This is a genomic window from Paenibacillus sp. NPDC093718 (assembly GCF_050279985.1).
Classification (GTDB): domain Bacteria; phylum Bacillota; class Bacilli; order Paenibacillales; family Paenibacillaceae; genus Paenibacillus_AQ.
In genome coordinates this window covers 39823-58484 of sequence record NZ_JBNNUS010000015.1, presented here as the reverse complement: position 1 = coordinate 58484, position 18662 = coordinate 39823, and the positions used below count along the sequence as shown (strand labels likewise).

Here is an 18662-nt window from a genome sequence, read left to right as displayed (position 1 = left end):
ATCGTACTTATTGCAACGGTGCCTAGCATTACCAACAGATAAGGTCGAAGCTGAAGCAGCTTCAATACGAGTTCGTTGTAAAATCGGTCCTGCCGCGCGCACTGCTCCCTGTGTGCACGATACGTGGTTCGGGGCATGCTTGGATGGCTGTCGACGCTTGGTCAAGTGTCAACCCAAAAAAACAGGCAACATAAGCCTGTTTGCGCTGTAAAATACAAAAAGCCCTCGTCTCCTCAAGACGAGGGTAAGGTGTGTGAGCAGCTGTGAGGGGCCTATATCCAGCCCTTCTCTTCCGCCATTGAGATGGCCTCGATCCGGTTCTTGGCACTCAGTTTGCTTAAGATCTCGGACATATAGTTGCGGACAGTCCCGTAGGATAAGTGGAGCTTCGACGCAATTTCATTAGAACTGTTACCGTCGGCAGCCAATCGCAGCACTTCCCGTTCGCGTTCGGTCAGCGGATTGGCACCCGCACCTGACAGCGTACCGAATACGAGCTCAGGGGAGACCTCCCGCCGTCCATCCATGACTCGGCGGATGGCTTCTGCCAGCCGTTCACTGGGCTCATCCTTAAGCAGGTATCCCTGAACGCCCGCCTGCACGGCCCGCTCGAAATAACCGGGCCTAGCAAAAGTGGTCAGGATGATGACCCGGCTGGGATAACCGCGCAGCTTTACTTCCTCCGCCACTTCGAGACCGCTGCGCGCAGGCATTTCGATATCGAGCAGGCATACATCAGGTTGATGCAAGGCAATCAGGGATAGCGCTTCATCCCCGTCGCCGGCTTGACCAATCACATCAATATCGTCTTCAAAATCAAGCAAGGAAGCCAGAGCGCCGCGCAGCATTCGCTGGTCCTCGGCGATCAGCACTTTGATGCTCATGGGAAGTGTCCTCCTTCCGGTTCTTGATGATGATCGGAACACGAATCACTAATATCGTGCCTTGTTGCTGGGAGCTGGCCTCAACGGTGCCCCCGATGAGGGACAGCCGCTCCGCCATGCCTTTCAGGCCATTGCTGTTGGATGAAGCTGATGGATCTTCTTCCTTGCAATGAAGACCAACGCCATCATCGGCCACCTCAAGCCGCCACTCATTGCCCAGCGACTCGATAAGAATCCGGCACTGGCTCGCCTGACTGTGCTTCACCACATTGGTTACGGCTTCCCGCAAGCAGAGGCTTAGAATATTGTGGGCCAGGTCGGAAATTCCCTCCAGCTTCGGATTACCGGCACAGCTAAACTGGATATCGGCACTCTCCAGAATGATCTGGGCCTCGACCAGTTCCTCGGGCAAGGTGGCGGTCCGCATGTCGGATACCAGCTCACGCACTTGGCGCAGCGCGGCGCGCGAGGTGTTCTGAATCTCACGGACCTCCATTTGGGCTTTCTCGGGATCCTTTACCGCCAGTTTCTCCACAAGCTGGCTCTTCAACGTGATGAGAGACAGGGTATGACCCAAGGTATCGTGAAGATCTCTGGCAATACGCATCCGCTCTTCGCCCTTAATCAAATTGCGGATCTGCTCGTTAGCCTGCGCGAGCTCCTTCTCCAGCTGCTGTCGACGGTTTAGAGAACGAATGCCGAAGGGTGAGAACAGCATGATGAGAAAGAAAGGAATCATAAAGACAAGATCCTTCCATCCCAGCATGCTCGCATTTTTGATCAAAGGAATGGTCTCTATGATACCAAACAGCACAAGGGATATCGTGAATTTGCGCCGGTCGGTATACCAGCCGATGAAATTGGCTGTGAAGAACCCCATATACATATAGGTTGGGTGGTACCACATGCAAAGAATGAAAATGATAGACATCTGAATGCCGAGCCACCAGAAAAAACGAGGAGTGCCAGCAGCGAAGTAAAGCTGGCGGTACGTGAGGAGAAACAAGGCAATCAGCGTAAATCCAATCCCCATCTTCCAGCCTTCTTCGCTCATCATGTTAATTATGGGCAGAGATATATAAATGAGCCACAGATAGGGGAAAAACCCCAATTGCGTTGGAAAAACCTCAAACCCCGCGGACTTCGCGTCTTTCAATTTTTTCATGAAGCCATCATCCTATCCCCTTAATCGGCTTGTTGTTTTTTCCGAATATAGGTGGATAGTAACATAAATACTGCCAAATATCCTGCTAAAACCATGAAATTATCCAATCCCGGCGCTTCTCCGCGAACGATTGACCAGGCACCTCCGCCAAAATGATAGGAGGGCATCCACTTGCCGATGGCTTGCATGATGGAAGGCATCGCTTCGATCGGGAACCACATCCCGCCCGTAACGGCCAGCCCTAAGTAGATGCCGTTGCTGACGCCGCTTGCCGTATCGACCCGTTTCATGGATCCAATCAAGGTACCGATGGCAAGAAACGGGACGGATGCGATCAGTATCCACAGTCCGCTGAGCAGCCATTGTCCGTAGGTGAGGGAGACTCCGTTAATCAGGTAGCCGGCTACAAAAATGACGATGATGCAGAGCAGATGCATAACCGTCTGCACAAACATTTTGCCAAAGAAATACACGCTGCCAGGAAGCGGCGTTACCCGCATATATACAGCCCAGCCCTGGACTCTCTCTTGCACGAGGCGAATGCCGAGCGACATGATGGCGGTGCCCATGACACTGAAGGACGCCATCGACATGAGATAGTGGGCCTGCCATTGTCCGGTATCGTCGGCCCCCGTATTCACGACCCGTGTAAAGATAAAATAGAACAGAATTGGCATGGCCAAAGACCAGAAAATATAATACGGATTGCGTACCATCCGGAGTAATTCCATTTTGCACTGCAAGGTTATCAGTTTCCAGGTTGTCATCGTTATACGGCCTCCCCTTGATCCATCGTTAATTGGTCGAATGCTTCGTCCAAGCTTCCTTGATCGATGCGAATGTCGCGTACAGCCAGCCCGGACCGGAACAGAGCCGCCAGCGCCGTATCCGTATCGTCGGTTACGGCGTTCAGCCGACCGTTGTGTTCATGCACATCGGTTACGCCGGGTACTTCATGAAGCAGCTCCTTGACCTGCTGGTGGTCCGCATCCACGATAAAGGAAACCGACCTTCGGGTCAGCTTGGCTTTGATCGCTTCCGGCGTGCCATCAGCGGCAACCTGACCTTGATGGAACAGCAGAATCCGGTCGGCCATATCGTCCGCCTCTTGCAGATAATGCGTGGTGAACAGAATCGTTTTGCCCTGATCGGCAAGCTTGCGTACCGTCTGCCAAAATAACCGGCGGGCCGATGTATCCAGGCCGACCGTTGGTTCATCGAAGAACAGCAGCTCGGGGTTGCCCGCAATCGCCAGCGCAAAGCTGAGCTTGCGTTTCTGGCCGCCAGACATTTTGACAGCCCATTTATTCAGTTCTTCAGCGGTAAGTCCGCTCAAGCTCGCGATTTCATTCAGTGTAAGCGGGCTCGGATAATAGCCTCGGATGAGATTGATAATTTCGCGCGTCCGCAATCCGTCCATAACACTGACCTCTTGAAGCATGGCGCCAATCCTCTCACGTACCTTCAAGTCCTTCGGACTGCGTCCGAACAGGAGAACTTCACCTTGGCTGGCGTCTTTAAGGCCGAGCATCATGGAGATGGCGGTTGATTTCCCTGCTCCGTTAGGTCCGAGAATGGCTGTAATCGACCCTTTCTCTATCGTAAACGACACTTGGTTGACGGCTTTTTTGCTTCCGAACATCTTGGTTACCTGCCGCAGCTCTGCAATAGGTTCTTGGATTGGGTTTGTCATGGAATCGCTCCTCCGTAATCGAAATGATCTGAATTCATCATACGAAAGCGAGGGAATCCCCGTTAGTAAAGGATGTCACCACTTCAGAGTGACAATTGTCATGTCGGATCTGCCGTAGGGAGAGGGGAGTTAGATGATGAACAAACAAGGGAGGTTTCGCGGATGTTTGGATACGCTTACATAATCGAAATTAAAGGACTGCTTACGGTTTCCTGTCACGTGGTGTTCTCTTGACCGCAGAAGTGCCTTCAATTATAGTGGGTACAGTAGGAGCAATCTATAATATAGAAGGAAAAAGGTGGCTTGAAACATGTCTGAGAACATCTACGTCGGTGTCGATCTGGGCGGAACAGCAATTAAAGTTGGAATTTGCAATGAAGAGGGGCATCTTCTGCATAAGTATGAGGGGCCGACGGAAACAGCCAAAGGCGTTGACACGGTTATTGACAACATTGAGAAATATGTGCGTCACATTGTGGAAGAATCGCCATTCAGCTGGGATCAACTTGCTGGTGTGGGAGCTGGATTCGCCGGCTTTACGAATATTCGTGAAGGCATCATTATTCTGGCACCGAATGTAGGATTTAAAGATGTACCGATTCGCGCACTGCTTGAAGAGCGACTCGGCAAGCCCGTCAAAATAGACAACGACGCCAATGTGGCTGCATTGGGTGAAGCCTGGAGCGGCTCAGGCCGCGGCGTTGAGAACTGCGTATGCTACACGCTGGGTACCGGTGTTGGCGGAGGCATTATTATTAACGGCAAGATTTATCAAGGTTTCGGCGGCATGGCTGGCGAGCTTGGACATATCTCGGTTGTGCCGGACTTGGAAGCGATTCAATGCGGATGCGGTGAAATGGGCTGTCTGGAGACCGTTTCGTCGGCAACCGGCATTATCCGCATGGCGAAGGATGCCGTAGAGCGTGGGGACCGTACTTCCCTTGCCCATGTAGAGAGCATTGCGGCGAAGGAAGTGTTTGATGCTGCAAAGGCCGGCGATGAAGTTGCCATTCGGATCGTGAATCGCGCAGCTTATTACCTGGGCAAATCTATGGCTGCCGTTGCGGCCGTGTTGAATCCGGAAGCCTTTATTATCGGCGGCGGCGTGTCCAAAGCCGGCGACATTCTGTTTAATGAAGTCCACGCTGTATTTACGAAGCTGACACCAGAGCCGCTTCAGCGGGGTGTGCGCATCGTTCCGGCTGAGCTCGGTAATGATGCCGGCGTTGTAGGCGCTGCCGGACTGCATTTGCGTTCGTAGTCATTATTCACCATACATCGTCTGATCTAAACTTATAAGGGAGGGAAAGCTGATGCTGGAAGCAGCCAACCGAGGCAGCAACACATCATCCATGGCCACCCTGATCATCATCACCGGGATGTCGGGAGCAGGTAAGACCTTGGCCGTACAAAGTCTGGAGGATCTTGGATTCTTTTGCGTCGATAACCTGCCTCCGGTGCTCATTCCCAAATTCGCGGAGCTGATCGATCAATCCAAGGGTAAGATCGGCAAGGTTGCATTGGTCATCGACCTGCGTGGCCGCGAATTTTTTACGGCTCTATCAGAGTCTCTGAGTTACATCAAGGATCACTTTACCATCCACTGCGAGATTCTATTCCTGGATGCAACGGATTCCGTGCTTGTACAACGTTATAAGGAAAGCCGCCGTCGCCATCCGCTCGCTCCGGAAGGCATGCCGCTTGACGGTATAAGGTTGGAGCGCAAAATGCTGGATGAGCTGAAGAATTCGGCTACTCAGGTGATCGATACCAGCAATATGAAGCCTGTGCGATTGAAGGAGAAGATTATCTCACGTTTCACACATCTGGAGAGCAGCACGTTATCGGTAAATATCACATCCTTTGGGTTTAAATACGGGATTCCGATTGACGCTGATCTGGTGTTTGATGTGCGCTTTCTGCCCAACCCGCACTATGTTGAGCAACTGCGCCCAAATACCGGCCAGAACAGTGATGTATATGAATACGTGATGAAATGGCCGGAGACGCAGGCGTTTCTAACCAAACTGCTCGATATGCTGCATTTCTTGATCCCGCAGTATCGGAAGGAAGGCAAAAGCCAGGTTATTATCGGCATTGGCTGTACCGGCGGGAAGCATCGCTCCGTTGCGATAGCGGAATACCTTGGCAAAATGCTGGGCGTTAGCGAAACGGAGACGGTATCGGTGAGTCACCGTGATTCCGATCGGGATCGGCATTAATTAAGGGAAGTGATAAATGTGGCTGTGCAAGCTAGAAAGCGTCCCCGCATCGTAGTGATGGGTGGAGGAACCGGGCTGTCCGTTATGCTCCGGGGACTCAAGGAGAAGCCGCTCGATATTACGGCTATCGTTACCGTCGCTGATGATGGGGGGAGCTCCGGCATACTGCGTAGCGAATTGCAGATGCCGCCCCCGGGAGATATTCGAAATGTACTTACAGCGCTTGCCGATGTGGAGCCGCTGTTATCCGATATATTGAAATACCGTTTTAAGAATGGCTCGGGACTGGCCGGGCACAGCCTCGGCAATTTAATCTTGGCTGCCATGACGGATTTGCACGGTGATTTTGTCACGGCAGTCAAGGAGATGAGCCGGGTTTTTGTTGTTCGTGGACAGGTGCTGCCCGCAGCGGGTGAAGCCGTTATTTTGCATGCAGAGATGGAGGACGGATCCATCGTGACCGGTGAATCCAAAATCCCGGAGGCTGGGCGCCGCATTAAACGGATCTTCCTGGAGCCGGAGCATGTTGAGCCTCTGCCAGAAGCGCTGGAGGCGATTCAGCAGGCTGATGCAATTCTGATCGGTCCGGGAAGCCTATATACCAGTATTTTGCCCAATTTGCTTGTTCCCAAGCTTGCTGAAGCCATCGTATCCTCTGAGGCGATCAAAATGTTCGTGTGCAATGTGATGACACAGCCTGGAGAGACCGATAATTATACGGTGAGCGATCATTTGCAGGCCGTATACGATCATATTGGTCTTCATCTATTCGATTATGTTATTGTAAATGATGGCGAAATCCCGCCGCAGGTTCAGGACAAGTATGCTCAGAAGGGTGCAAAGCCCGTATTCCTGGATCGTGATGAAGTGACCAGCAGAGGGTACAAACTCATTGCAGATAAGCTTGTGCTATTTAGAACATACTTAAGACATGACGCTGACAAGCTGAGCAATCATATTTTTCAGCTGGTACAGGATTGGATTACACGAAAGGGGTGAGTACCTTGTCCTTTGCGGCACAGACGAAGAAAGAACTGACAATGATCGAAAGCCAGAACTGCTGTGAAAAAGCCGAGCTGTCCGCGCTCATTCGGATGAACGGTTCTGTTCAGCTTTCGAACAAAAAGGTAATCCTGGATATTTCAACGGAAAATGCCGCGATTGCAAGACGTATTTATTCCTTAATTAAGAGGCATTTCCAGGCACATACCGAACTTTTGGTGCGTAAAAAAATGCGTTTGAAGAAGAATAACGTGTATATCGTTCGTATTCCCGCCCAGGTTCAGGAGATACTTAAAGAACTGCGCATCGTTTCCGAGGGCTTTCTGTTTCAATCGCGGATTGATGAACAAATCGTTCGCAAAAATTGCTGTAAACGCGCCTATTTGCGCGGTGCCTTTATGGCTGGCGGATCCGTGAACAATCCGGAGGGGTCTTCATACCATCTGGAAATTGCCTCAATGTATGAAGAGCACTGCCAGTCCCTGGTGGATCTGGCGAATGAATTTCATCTGAACGCACGCTGCATCGAGCGGAAGAAAGGCTTTATCTTCTACATTAAGGAAGGCGAGAAAATTATCGAGTTCCTTAATCTGATCGGTGCCCACCAGGCATTATTCAAGTTCGAGGATGTCCGGATTATGCGGGATATGCGGAATTCGGTGAACCGGATCGTAAACTGCGAGACCGCCAACCTGAACAAAACGATCGGCGCTGCCGTCCGTCAGATTGAGAACATTAAGCTGCTCCAAAAGGAAGTGGGTCTTGAGAATTTGCCCGATAAACTGGGGGAAGTGGCTGAAATTCGACTGGCTCATCCGGACATGAATCTGAAGGAAGTCGGCGAGCTTCTTAAAGGAACCGTCAGTAAATCCGGCGTTAATCACCGCCTGCGCAAAATCGACGAATTGGCCGAAAAGATTCGGAATGGGTAAGAATTTTTTCTTCTAGTGTCCTGTATGGTAAAATGGTATAATATTATAAAATGTCAATCGCGCTTTCAATGCAGCAGATTTATTAGATAGGGGGTAATTTTCATGACAAAGCACCCGGTAGTCGTTCGGTTAAAGACGGGTCTTCACGCCAGACCGGCCGCGCTGTTCGTTCAGGAAGCGAATAAATACTCATCTGAAATCTTCGTTGAAAAAGATGATAAAAAAGTTAATGCCAAAAGTATCATGGGAATTATGAGCCTTGCGATCAGCTCTGGTACGGAAGTTTACATTAGTGCTGAGGGAGCCGACGCGGAGCAAGCGGTTACTTCACTCGTGAACTTGGTGAGCAAAGAGGAACTCGAGAACCAATAAGGGTCACCGTGATTGAAGTTTAAGAAAAGTCTTGTTACTGCAAGGCTTTTTTTGCTATCAAGGTCTTCCGTTGCTGGATTCTCGCTTGGTTTTCGTGCGTACATATGGATCAATTTCGAGAAGGGGCGGAGAAATCCGCTCTTTTTCAACATATTAGATTCTATGGTGTCCCCGCAAAGTATTTGGAATAAGCCTCGTAGCTTAGGCTCCACTTGGTGGAGTTATTTTCGGTTGTTTCCCTAGAAGTAAGCCTTCGTTTAACTTCAGTTTAACTTGTTGAACTATTCTTTCCTTACAGACAATAAACAAGGATGGAAGGGAAGAGTAAACGATGAGAGAAACGGACCATACTTCTATACAGGAAATAGCTCAGGAAAGGCCGGCCGGCAGCAGCAAAGCAGGTTCGCAGGCCTTCTTCCTGCTATTAAAAGAAACGAAACCGCCGATGCTGCTGCTGATTGGAGCCATCTTGCTGAATGTGGTATCAACCCTGGTCGGGCTAGTCATTCCGATGTTTACAAAGAGCCTGGTGGATGGCTTCTCCTTAACGGATATGAACCGTTCCCATATCATCGGACTTGGGATCGCATTTGTGGTGCAGACGATAGCTGCCGGGGTTTCGATCTTCTTGCTGAGTTATACGGGACAGAGGATGGTGGCCGCCCTTAGGGAACGGCTGTGGAAAAAGCTGCTGGTGCTGCCGATCCGCTACTTCGATCATAACCGTTCAGGGGAATCGGTCAGCCGGATGACGAATGATACAGGAGTGATCAAAAGTCTCATATCTGACCATGTGGCCGGATTTTTCAGCGGGATTATCTCCATTGTCGGTTCCATTGGGGTGCTCCTCTATTTAAACTGGAAAATGACGTTGACCATGTTTATCGTCATTCCGATTGCAGCGCTGATTCTTGTGCCGCTTGGCAAGAAAATGTATAAAATATCGCTTGGCATGCAGGATGAGACGGCTACGTTTACGGCGAATATCAGTCAGGTGCTGTCGGAGATTCGTTTGGTGAAAGCTTCTAACGCTGAGGACAGAGAGTATGAGAATGGGCATAAAGGGATCACCAATCTGCTGAATTTCGGGATCAAGGAAGGTGTGGTATCCGCCTGGATCGCGCCGCTGATGTCTTTCGTGTTGATGATGCTGCTGGTGGTAGTCATCGGGTATGGCGGACTTCAGGTATCCACAGGGGCATTGACCGCCGGCGAGCTGGTTGCGTTTATCCTGTATCTGATTCAGATCGTGATGCCGATGACGCAGTTAACGACGTTTTTTACCCAGTTTCAGAAGGCCAAAGGAGCAACGGAGCGAATATTGGAAACACTGGATGCAGAGGAAGAGTCCATTTCGGAAGGTAGCGATGTGGTGAACGCGAATCAGCGGGTGTCCATCGAGAATCTTTCGTTTGGCTACAAGCCGGATGAGCTGGTGCTGCATGACATCAGCTTTCAGATGGAGCCGGGCACGGTCACGGCAGTGGTTGGACCGAGTGGCGGAGGCAAGACGACGCTGTTCTCCATGCTGGAGCGTTTTTACCTTCCGCAAAAAGGACAGATCCGATTGGGTAAGACGGCGATCGATTCGTTCTCTTTACGCTCATGGCGCGGGTTGATTGGTTATGTCTCACAGGATAGTCCAATGATCGCGGGAACCATTCGCGACAACTTATGTTATGGGATGGACCGGGAAGTGAGCGATGGGGAGATCCGAAGAGCGGCAGAAATGGCCTATGCAGATGGATTTATCGACGAGCTGCCGCATGGTTTTGATACGGATGTGGGCGAGAGGGGCGTGAAGCTCTCCGGCGGTCAGCGGCAGCGGATTGCGATCGCCAGAGCCTTGCTGCGGGATCCGAAGATTCTGATGCTGGACGAAGCCACCTCCAGTCTGGACAGCCGTTCCGAGATTGAAGTGCAGAAGGCGCTCAAGAACCTGATGGCTGGCCGGACGACGATTATTATTGCGCACCGGTTATCCACGGTTGTAGGAGCAGATCAGATTATTTTCATTGAAAAAGGAACGGTAACCGGACGGGGAACGCATGATGAATTGATTGAGCAGCATGACATGTACAGAGAGTTTGCCGTGCAGCAGCTGCAGATGAATGAAACGATTGAGGCCTAAGGGCGCCTTGAAATGCTGGGGAAGAAGGGATGGCCACCATGGCAAAAATATTGGTAGTGGACGACGACCCGAATATCCGCGAACTCATAAAGGTGTTTCTGGAGGAAGCGGGGATGGAAGGGGTATTCGAAGCCTCGGATGGCGTCGAGGCCTTGTCCGTCATGGATCAGACATCCGTCGATCTGGTCGTGATGGATATCATGATGCCGAATATGGACGGATGGGAGCTATGCAGGGAGATCCGGAGGAACACCGGTATTCCGGTGCTGATGCTGACGGCAAAAGGGGAAACGAGGCAGATCGTGAAGGGTTTTGAGTTGGGTACCGACGATTATCTGGTGAAGCCCTTCGAACCAGCGGAGCTCGTTGTGCGCGTCAAAGCGCTGCTGAAGCGGTATCAGGTAGCCGCATCGCAGACGGTGACCATCGGCAAGCTGCAGATGAACCGCAGAACCTATGAGGTCAAGGCGGGTGATGAGGCTTTTACCCTGCCGCTGAAAGAGTTCGAGCTGCTCTTCAAGCTGGCCAGTTATCCGGGGAGCACGTTGCCGCGCGACCGGCTGATCGAAGATATATGGGGATATGACTTTGAAGGGAACGAACGGACACTGGACGTCCACGTGAATCGGTTACGGGAGCGGTTCCCGGAGGAGAAATACCGGTTCAGGATTCGGACGGTGCGTGGTCTAGGTTACCGCCTGGAGGCAGGTGAAGGTTAATGAAGAAAACGCACAAAATATTGTGGAAGATCGTTCGGGAAACGCTTCAGACCATCTTGATCTTTGCGGTCTTGGGCGCGTCTTGGACGGCGGCGACCTATGTGACGCGGTTTATTTACACCTGGACGGGAACGCCGCGTTGGGATTATGTCATTCAGCTGATCAACTTGTTTGTTGGCGTCATCATCTTCTTCCTATTCATGCTGGTCGTGGGCATGTTCTTCAAGCATCGGCAAATGGCCATGCTGAATTCCATTACGGATGCCATGCGCCGGATATCGCAGGGAGACTTCAGTGTGAAGATGGACGAACAGGAATGGCGCGGGGAGTTCAAGATGATCGCCAGCAGCATTAACGACATGGCCGACGAATTGGGGCGGATGGAGACCATGCGTCAGGATTTCATCTCCAATGTGTCCCATGAAATTCAATCCCCGCTCACTTCGATTCGGGGGTTTGCCCGAGCGCTCCGAAATCCGCGTCTCACGGAAGAGAAGAGAGCCCGTTACCTGGAGATTATCGAAGGAGAGGGCCGCCGTCTGTCGCAGCTGAGTGACAATCTGTTGAAGCTGTCATCCCTGGAAGGAGAGCAGCCTGCATTCGAAATGGCGCGCTACCGGCTCGACGGGCAGCTGCGTGCGGTCGTCTTGGCGCATGAGCCGCAGTGGCTGGCGAAACGGATTCAGGTGGATCTGGATCTCGCTAAGGTAGAGATTGAGGCCACAGAGGATCTGCTGAGTCAAGTGTGGACCAACTTGCTGCACAACAGCATCAAATTCACGCCGGAAGGCGGTATGATCACCATCGTGCTGAAAGCAGGGGAAGACGGAGCCGAGGTTACGATGACGGATACGGGGGTCGGGATGTCGGAGTCGGACCAGCTGCATATATTCGAACGTTTCTACAAAGCGGACAAATCGCGTAATCGCGCTGCGGGCGGCAGCGGGCTTGGATTATCGATCGTGAAGCGGATTGTCGATATTCATCAAGGTAAAATAATGGTCCAATCCGAGCTTGGGAAGGGCTCGACATTTACCGTGAAGGTGCCTTATAAGCGACCACTGAATACGAAGTAGTGATTGTGCGGTGAGGGTTGGACATAAAGCATTTCCCTCGGTAATCTTGCGAATGTAACGGACACCAAGGACCTTATTTGCCAAATGAAGCACCGTAAACTAAAATAACGGACACCAGATCCGTTATTTTAGGATTTGTATAGGTAAATGCGGTCTTTTGGAAGGAATAACGGATCCTTAGTCCGATAGTCTTCGGAAAAGCTCCATTTCCCCCCTAATAAGGTACTCTCGGTCCGTTAGCTCCACTAAAACAGGTGCAATGCAGCCATAGCACGACCATTGCAGTCGGCTCTAAATAATATAATGCAGATGCCATTACATGGCTGGCGATAACGCTGTACGATAGCATGCAGATGCCATTACATAGCTGGCGATAACGCTGTACGATAGCATGCAGATGCCATTACATAGCTGGCGATAACGCTGTACGATAGCATGCAGATGCCATTACATAACTGGCGATAACGCTGTACGATAGCATGCAGATGCCATTACATAGCTGGCGATCACGCTGTACGACAATATGCAGATGCCATTACATGGCTGGCGATAGCGCTGTACAACAATCTGCAGATGCCATTATATGGCCGTACGATAACATGCAGATGCCATTACATGGCTGGTGATCACGCTGTACGACAATATGCAGATGCCATTATATAGCCGTACGATAACGTGCACATGCCATTATATAGCCGTACGATAACGTGCACATGCCATTGTTAGCCGTACGATAACGGGTTAGTTTCCAGCTAATAGGCTGGCCGGATAATAGGGTCACTGGTTGCTGCATGAATATGGTCGAAAGCCATCCAAGCACATTCCGAGTCCCACGCACCGTGTTTACCGCGTGCCTCTCCCCCACGGAAATGGCTGCTGCAAGCTGATCAGCGTCGACGCACCTCGGCCACGCACTGTGCGCACTGTGAGCAGTGCGCTCACAGTGAACAACCCGCAAGGTGCGTGCAGCCACACGGCAGCGGTTGGCTAAGGTAGGTTAGCTGCACTTTTACAGCACCTTCTCCAAAAAGCTGATCGTACGCTCATGCTTCGGTCTGCCGAACACTTCCTCCGGTGGGCCTTCCTCTACGATATACCCGCCATCCATGAAGATCACCCGGTCCGCAACCTCGCGGGCAAAGCCCATCTCGTGCGTGACGATCATCATCGTCATGCCCTCGCGCGCCAGATCCTTCATGACGCCGAGCACTTCGCCGACCATCTCCGGGTCCAGCGCCGATGTCGGCTCGTCAAACAGCATGATGTCCGGATTCATCGCCAAGGCCCGGGCGATCGCGACACGCTGCTTCTGTCCGCCTGACAGCTGGCTGGGGAAGGCCTCCGCCTTATCGGAGAGTCCTACTTGCTCCAGCAGCTTCAGCCCCGAGGCACGCGCCTCGGACGCGCTCTGCTTGCCCAGCTCGACCGGGGCAAATGTGATGTTCTTCAGCACATTGAAGTGGGGAAACAGATTAAAGTGCTGGAACACCATGCCGATGTTTTCACGTGCCTTATTGATGTCCGTTTTAGGGTCATTGATATCCTTGTCATGCACGAACACCCTGCCTGCCGTAATGTCCTCCAGTCTGTTGATACATCGCAGGAAGGTGCTTTTGCCGGAGCCCGAGGGCCCGATGACACAGACAACCTCGCCTTCCTGAACCTGCATGTTAATTCCCTTCAGCACCTCGTTCGTGCCAAAATTCTTCTTCAGTCCTTCTACGCGGATTTTATCCATGACGCACCTTCCCTTCCAGACGGCCCGAAATTTTGGTCAGAATGGTAATCACGACCAGATACATGATGGCGACCACGAGCCAAATATCAAACGAAGCGAATGTTCTTGCGATGATGATTTTCCCGGATTGGGTCAGCTCGACCAGGCCGATTACCGACAGGATCGACGTATCCTTGAGCGTGATCACCAGCTGGTTAATAAAGGTCGGGATCATGACCTTAATCGCCTGGGGAATGATGATTTTCATCATGGCTTTGCGGTATGGCAGACCGAGCGAACGGGCAGCCTCCAGCTGTCCAGGGTCAATGGATTGGATACCGCCCCTGATAATTTCCGTGACATAGGCACCGGCATTCAGGCTGAGTGTCAGGACAGCTGCCACGATCGGTGACATCGTGAACCCGAGCGCTTGCGGAATACCGAAGTAGATGAAGAAGGCAAGGACCAGCAGCGGTATGCCGCGGAAAATATCCACGAATACAGTTGCGATGCCTCGGAGCCATTTATTGCGTCCGACCTTCATAAAACCGAATATCAACCCTAGGAAAAACGCGAAGAACAGCGATACGATGGTCAACAGCAGCGTATTGCCAAGGCCCTTCAGCAGCGAAGGCAGCGACTCCACGATCAGTTCCCAGCGGCTTTGATCCGCCGCGCCCACGGCATTTTCGCCAATGTATTTTGCCTTAATGCGATCGTACTCTCCGCTGGCCTTCAGGTTGATCAAGCCGGCATTGAATTTCTCCAGAAGCTCCTGGTTCCGTCCCTTGCCGACGGCAAATCCGTAAGAGGCACCTGGCTCCATATCCGTAACGATCTTCAGTCCATTGTTCTGCTCGACTCCGTATGCAAGCACGGGGAAGTCGTCAAAACAGGCAACGGAATTGCCGGTCCTGACGTCGTCATACATCTGGGCCGAATCGTCAAAAGGCACGATGGTGAATCCGTACTTGGAGGATATGGATTCCGCGAAGCTGTAGCCCTCCGTACCCGTTTTGACGGCGACCTTTTTCCCTTTTAAATCTTCATACCCTTTGATAGACTCCTGATCCTGGCGAATGGCCATGACCACACCTGATTCAAAATAAGGATCGGAGAAGTCGAATTTCTGCTTCCGCTCTTCCGTGATGCTCATGCCGGCAATGACTCCATCGACCTGATTGGCTTCCAGCGCCTGAACCGCCGCATTGAAGCCGAGCGGCTTGATCTCATATTTGAAATTTTGGTCTTTTGCGATCGCATCCAGCAGATCCATGTCGATACCGACAAATTTGCCGCTTGCATCCTGGAATTCAAACGGGGCAAACGTAATGTCCGTTCCGATCTGATAGGTTTTACCGGAGGCTGGCTCTGCCGCGGCGCTTGCCGCCCCGTATGGCATGCCCGCTGCCATGAGTATCAGCAGTGACATGAACGCGTATAACATCCGGAATGATTTCATAGTGACCTCCTCTTTTTAAACACCGATGTAAGTTAGTTACCCATTAAGGCTTCCTTATTAAACAGTTGCCGTCTTCTTCATTGGGTATCTTATTTTGCTAATCAGCCAATCATGCCTAGATATACCAATTAACAGGGGTATTAAAATAAGTTGAAGAAAAATTTCAAAACCCTCTGTTCCGGATGCAACATTTACCAATGCCCTCACGTTAGAAGGGTAAGGCAAGCATGGCAGCGATGCCAATATTGAAGGAGGCTGACGATAATGAAAAGATGGGTCAAACAAGTAGGTTCCATCATGATTGCAGGTGCACTGTTGACTGGAAGCACGGCTTTAGTAGGATTGAGCGGGGCAACCGAGGTGCATGCGGCGGAGGCAGCACAGCAAAACCTTCTGACCGTACTCGGTAAAGGCGAGATCTCGGTGAAGCCAGATATCGTATATCTTTCCATCGGGGCTGAATCATATGCGGAAACCGCAAAATCCGCACAGAAGAGCAACGCACAGAAAATGGATAAAATTACGAAGCTGTTGAAAGAAACATGGAAAATCGATGACAAGGATATCAAAACCGAACAGTTCTATGTACAACCTAACTATACGTATTCCGATGATAATGGACGTAAAGTGAAGAATTACAGCGCCTATCATTCCTTAGAAGTTACTCTTCGCGACTTGAACAAAGTCGGCGATTTGCTTGATGCAGCATCCGATGCCGGCGCCAATTCCATTGGAAATGCCCGTTTCTCAGTTGAGAACCGCGATGCGTTTGAGGCTCAAGTGATTGATAAGGCGATGGCGAATGCAGACCTGAAAGCTCAGGCGATGGCAAAAGCCTCCAAGCGCCAGCTGGGCATCGTGCTGAACATTGTGGAAGGTTCCGTTGGTGTAGATACCATCTATGGTCTCGAAAAAATGGCAATGGAAGCACAATCCGTTGCAGCGGACGCGGGCGCCAACACCTCCGTGAAGCCGGGCGAGATCAAAATCTCGACGCAGCTGTACGTGCAATATGAGCTGAAATAGTAGCGCTTTTGACTTGGAATACTGAAAACCGTTCATCCGGATCTTATCGGGTGGACGGTTTTTTGTGTATCCTTTTTCGAAAAATGAAATACCATAATCAGGGCCCACATCCGTCCCTTCCCCTGTCGAAATACACAGAAAAGTGTTGTGTATAGGGGGAAAACGAGGTATAGTGAATATGCGAAAAACTGAACTTTGATCTGAACGTTACAGCCATACCCATGGATATGGCTTTTTTTTCTTAGTAGAGACTTCTAGCCGCCCCCACCTTTAAGAAACGGATTCTGCCAACCTGAGCACAACAGGCAGTAGGACCGTTTCTTCTTAGTGGGGAACGTTTTTGTGCATACTGGTTAGCAGGAATGTACACATGGAACAGGTCACATTTTGAAGAAGGGGTTGATGCATGTGATTGAACTTGTCCAGATCGAGAAGCATTTTCAGGGACAAGCGGTCGTGCATCCGCTGTCGCTCTCCATTAAAGAAGGGGAATTCCTGACTTTGCTGGGCCCCAGCGGCTGCGGCAAAACGACGATTCTCCGAATGATAGCAGGATTCGAACAGCCAACCAAAGGACAGGTCTGGCTGGCGGATCAGAATGTGACGGAAATGCCTGCGAACAAGCGGGATTTGAATCTGGTATTCCAACACTATGCTCTGTTTCCGCATATGACCGTAGAAGATAATATCGCCTTTGGGTTGAAAATGAAAAAAATGCCGCGTCAACTCATCATGGAGCGGGTGGACGAAGCCGTTGCCATGACGCAGCTGACCGCCCTGCGGGAACGCTTCCCGCACCAGCTGTCCGGTGGACAGCAGCAGCGCGTGGCCATCGCCCGCGCCATTGCCAACAAACCGAAGGTGCTGCTGCTGGATGAACCGCTTGGCGCACTGGATCTGCAGCTGCGGAAGAATCTGCAGTCCGAGCTCAAGCATTTGCAGCGGACGCTCGGGATAACGTTTGTATATGTAACGCACGACCAAGAGGAAGCCATGATGCTCTCCGATCGGATCGTCATCATGAACCATGGACGGGTAGAGCAAATCGGTACGCCGCGCGAGATTTATGCAAGACCGCAAACGCTGTTTGCCGCTACGTTTGTAGGGGAGAATAACGTTTTTTCCTCGCCAGAGGGTCTCTTTGCCGTGCGGCCGGAGAAACTCATTCCCCAGCGGGAATCGGGTGCCAAGAAGAGCGGTGTGATTGAGGATGTGCAGTACCTCGGCAGCGTTCATAAACTGCTGGTCCAATTGGATGATGAGCCGATGAAGGTCATGATTGCTCTCGATATCTCGGATGATCAGCCATGGGAGGTTGGCGAACGGGTTGGGGTGAACTGGAACGCCAAAGATGAGGTGATCATCGGATCATGAGGAAATCAAGGTTCCTATTGACTCCGGTCCTGCTGTGGTTATCCCTGTTCCTGATCGTTCCGATGCTAATCGTGGTCGGCATCTCCTTTCTCTCGCGGGATTCGCTGGGGAACGTCGTGTTTTCCTTCAGTCTGGAAGGATACAAGACCTTCTTTGATCCATTATATTTGGGGATCTACTGGGATACCTTGGTACTGTCGCTGCTGACTACGGTGATCTGCTTGTTAGTCAGCTATCCTTTGGCCTATTATATAGCCAACGCTTCCCCGCGTATCCAAACCTGGGGATTAATTCTGATCACGGTTCCGTTCTGGATTAACTTTCTGATCCGCACCTATGCCTGGGTCCTGCTGCTTCGGACCCAAGGCGTGGTGAACAGCCTGCTGCTGTGGATGGGATGGATCGACGAGCCGATTCAGATGCTGTATACGTACGGCGCCGTACTGCTCGGGATGGTGTATAACTTCATCCCCTTCATGGTTCTGCCGATTTACGTGGCCCTGGAGCAGATGGACAAGCGCCTTCTGGATGCGGCCAGCGATCTGGGCGCTTCCAGGTGGAAAGCATTCCGGCACATTACCTTGCCGCAGAGCAAATCCGGCATCATGACGGGAGCGGTTCTGGTCTATGTCTCGACTTCCGGGATGTTTGTAGTTACGGATATTTTGGGAGGCGCGAAGTCCTCCATGATCAGTAATATCATTCAGCAGCAGTTCCTGGGTGCGCGCAACTGGCCCTTTGGAGCGGCGTTGTCGGTGATCTTTGTGATTACGTCCCTGGTGCTGATCCTGCTCTTTAACCGGGCGATGCAAGCCCGGCATCAACGCGTAGGGGAGGGGAGATAAGTGAAGAAGAAGAATCACCCGCTGCTTGGGATTCACTCTTTC

At 51.4% G+C, this 18662-nt stretch carries 17 protein-coding genes; 11 read left to right on the top strand and 6 right to left on the bottom strand.

The genetic code is table 11. The features are described from left to right. Positions 1-272: 272 nt before the first annotated feature. Genes ACQKPA_RS30210 through ACQKPA_RS30195 form a run of 4 tightly spaced genes read right to left on the bottom strand, consistent with a single transcriptional unit; the run spans position 273 to position 3742 of the window. Positions 273-884: a response regulator transcription factor gene (locus tag ACQKPA_RS30210; protein ID WP_071219477.1), complete on the bottom strand. Its 612-nt coding sequence runs from the start codon at positions 882-884 to the stop codon at positions 273-275. Then, positions 817-2049 (bottom strand): histidine kinase, encoded by a 1233-nt coding sequence (locus ACQKPA_RS30205; protein ID WP_427496069.1) that lies wholly within the window; start codon positions 2047-2049, stop codon positions 817-819. Before ACQKPA_RS30205 ends, ACQKPA_RS30210 begins: the two co-directional genes overlap by 68 nt. A 20-nt stretch (positions 2050-2069) precedes the next feature. After that, positions 2070-2816: an ABC transporter permease gene (locus tag ACQKPA_RS30200; RefSeq protein WP_427496068.1), complete on the bottom strand. Its 747-nt coding sequence runs from the start codon at positions 2814-2816 to the stop codon at positions 2070-2072. A gap of 2 nt (positions 2817-2818) precedes the next feature. Next, complete coding sequence (locus ACQKPA_RS30195) at positions 2819-3742, bottom strand: ABC transporter ATP-binding protein (RefSeq protein ID WP_427496067.1); 924 nt, start codon at positions 3740-3742, stop codon at positions 2819-2821. 310 nt (positions 3743-4052) lie between these two features. Between ACQKPA_RS30195 and ACQKPA_RS30190 the strand changes: the two genes are divergently transcribed. The 8 genes from ACQKPA_RS30190 (at position 4053) to ACQKPA_RS30155 (ending at position 12196) form a co-directional block, all read left to right on the top strand. Continuing rightward, a complete protein-coding gene (locus ACQKPA_RS30190; RefSeq protein ID WP_427496066.1) occupies positions 4053-5003 on the top strand; it encodes an ROK family glucokinase in 951 nt (316 codons plus the stop codon). Positions 5004-5055: 52 nt separating this feature from the next. Continuing rightward, positions 5056-5964 (top strand): RNase adapter RapZ, encoded by a 909-nt coding sequence (gene rapZ / locus ACQKPA_RS30185; protein ID WP_071219481.1) that lies wholly within the window; start codon positions 5056-5058, stop codon positions 5962-5964. A 57-nt stretch (positions 5965-6021) separates the two neighbouring features. After that, positions 6022-6963: a gluconeogenesis factor YvcK family protein gene (locus ACQKPA_RS30180; protein ID WP_181469905.1), complete on the top strand. Its 942-nt coding sequence runs from the start codon at positions 6022-6024 to the stop codon at positions 6961-6963. A gap of 5 nt (positions 6964-6968) precedes the next feature. Next, positions 6969-7898: a DNA-binding protein WhiA gene (gene whiA / locus ACQKPA_RS30175; protein ID WP_427496108.1), complete on the top strand. Its 930-nt coding sequence runs from the start codon at positions 6969-6971 to the stop codon at positions 7896-7898. Positions 7899-8000: 102 nt separating this feature from the next. After that, a complete protein-coding gene (locus ACQKPA_RS30170; protein WP_006207570.1) occupies positions 8001-8270 on the top strand; it encodes an HPr family phosphocarrier protein in 270 nt (89 codons plus the stop codon). 331 nt (positions 8271-8601) lie between these two features. Further along, positions 8602-10401: an ABC transporter ATP-binding protein gene (locus ACQKPA_RS30165; RefSeq protein ID WP_427496065.1), complete on the top strand. Its 1800-nt coding sequence runs from the start codon at positions 8602-8604 to the stop codon at positions 10399-10401. Between the two features lie 38 nt (positions 10402-10439). Beyond that, positions 10440-11120, top strand: a complete 681-nt coding sequence (locus ACQKPA_RS30160) for a response regulator transcription factor (RefSeq protein WP_113060556.1) — start codon at positions 10440-10442, stop codon at positions 11118-11120. Continuing rightward, entirely contained in the window at positions 11120-12196 is a 1077-nt protein-coding gene (locus ACQKPA_RS30155) for a sensor histidine kinase (RefSeq protein WP_427496064.1), read from the top strand. Before ACQKPA_RS30160 ends, ACQKPA_RS30155 begins: the two co-directional genes overlap by 1 nt. Positions 12197-13205: 1009 nt before the next feature. Here the strand turns inward: ACQKPA_RS30155 and ACQKPA_RS30150 are convergent. Beyond that, entirely contained in the window at positions 13206-13934 is a 729-nt protein-coding gene (locus tag ACQKPA_RS30150; RefSeq protein ID WP_427496063.1) for an amino acid ABC transporter ATP-binding protein, read from the bottom strand. Further along, positions 13927-15315: an amino acid ABC transporter substrate-binding protein/permease gene (locus tag ACQKPA_RS30145; RefSeq protein ID WP_427496107.1), complete on the bottom strand. Its 1389-nt coding sequence runs from the start codon at positions 15313-15315 to the stop codon at positions 13927-13929. The genes ACQKPA_RS30150 and ACQKPA_RS30145 overlap by 8 nt, the downstream gene beginning before the upstream one ends. A gap of 324 nt (positions 15316-15639) precedes the next feature. On the opposite strand from ACQKPA_RS30145, the gene ACQKPA_RS30140 reads away from it, so the two are divergent. The 3 genes from ACQKPA_RS30140 to ACQKPA_RS30130 all read left to right on the top strand — a co-directional run bounded on the left by ACQKPA_RS30140 (position 15640) and on the right by ACQKPA_RS30130 (position 18620). Then, positions 15640-16401: an SIMPL domain-containing protein gene (locus ACQKPA_RS30140; protein ID WP_427496062.1), complete on the top strand. Its 762-nt coding sequence runs from the start codon at positions 15640-15642 to the stop codon at positions 16399-16401. A gap of 402 nt (positions 16402-16803) precedes the next feature. Further along, positions 16804-17775, top strand: a complete 972-nt coding sequence (locus ACQKPA_RS30135) for an ABC transporter ATP-binding protein (RefSeq protein ID WP_427496061.1) — start codon at positions 16804-16806, stop codon at positions 17773-17775. Beyond that, positions 17772-18620 carry an ABC transporter permease gene (locus tag ACQKPA_RS30130; RefSeq protein WP_113060521.1) on the top strand — a complete coding sequence of 283 codons (849 nt, stop codon included), beginning with the start codon at positions 17772-17774 and terminating at the stop codon, positions 18618-18620. The genes ACQKPA_RS30135 and ACQKPA_RS30130 overlap by 4 nt, the downstream gene beginning before the upstream one ends. The last annotated feature ends 42 nt before the right edge of the window (positions 18621-18662 follow it).

What these genes read in the sequence shown, in the direction of transcription:
- ACQKPA_RS30210 (WP_071219477.1), bottom strand. Translation starts at nt 884, where the DNA reads ATGAGCATCAAAGTGCTGATCGCCGAGGACCAGCGAATGCTGCGCGGC.
- ACQKPA_RS30160 (WP_113060556.1), top strand. Translation starts at nt 10,440, where the DNA reads ATGGCAAAAATATTGGTAGTGGACGACGACCCGAATATCCGCGAACTC.
- ACQKPA_RS30135 (WP_427496061.1), top strand. Translation starts at nt 16,804, where the DNA reads ATGCATGTGATTGAACTTGTCCAGATCGAGAAGCATTTTCAGGGACAA.
- ACQKPA_RS30190 (WP_427496066.1), top strand. Translation starts at nt 4,053, where the DNA reads ATGTCTGAGAACATCTACGTCGGTGTCGATCTGGGCGGAACAGCAATT.
- ACQKPA_RS30195 (WP_427496067.1), bottom strand. Translation starts at nt 3,742, where the DNA reads ATGACAAACCCAATCCAAGAACCTATTGCAGAGCTGCGGCAGGTAACC.
- ACQKPA_RS30155 (WP_427496064.1), top strand. Translation starts at nt 11,120, where the DNA reads ATGAAGAAAACGCACAAAATATTGTGGAAGATCGTTCGGGAAACGCTT.
- ACQKPA_RS30170 (WP_006207570.1), top strand. Translation starts at nt 8,001, where the DNA reads ATGACAAAGCACCCGGTAGTCGTTCGGTTAAAGACGGGTCTTCACGCC.
- ACQKPA_RS30165 (WP_427496065.1), top strand. Translation starts at nt 8,602, where the DNA reads ATGAGAGAAACGGACCATACTTCTATACAGGAAATAGCTCAGGAAAGG.
- ACQKPA_RS30140 (WP_427496062.1), top strand. Translation starts at nt 15,640, where the DNA reads ATGAAAAGATGGGTCAAACAAGTAGGTTCCATCATGATTGCAGGTGCA.
- ACQKPA_RS30180 (WP_181469905.1), top strand. Translation starts at nt 6,022, where the DNA reads ATGGGTGGAGGAACCGGGCTGTCCGTTATGCTCCGGGGACTCAAGGAG.
- rapZ (WP_071219481.1), top strand. Translation starts at nt 5,056, where the DNA reads ATGCTGGAAGCAGCCAACCGAGGCAGCAACACATCATCCATGGCCACC.
- ACQKPA_RS30200 (WP_427496068.1), bottom strand. Translation starts at nt 2,816, where the DNA reads ATGACAACCTGGAAACTGATAACCTTGCAGTGCAAAATGGAATTACTC.
- ACQKPA_RS30205 (WP_427496069.1), bottom strand. Translation starts at nt 2,049, where the DNA reads ATGAAAAAATTGAAAGACGCGAAGTCCGCGGGGTTTGAGGTTTTTCCA.
- ACQKPA_RS30145 (WP_427496107.1), bottom strand. Translation starts at nt 15,315, where the DNA reads ATGCCATACGGGGCGGCAAGCGCCGCGGCAGAGCCAGCCTCCGGTAAA.
- ACQKPA_RS30150 (WP_427496063.1), bottom strand. Translation starts at nt 13,934, where the DNA reads ATGGATAAAATCCGCGTAGAAGGACTGAAGAAGAATTTTGGCACGAAC.
- ACQKPA_RS30130 (WP_113060521.1), top strand. Translation starts at nt 17,772, where the DNA reads ATGAGGAAATCAAGGTTCCTATTGACTCCGGTCCTGCTGTGGTTATCC.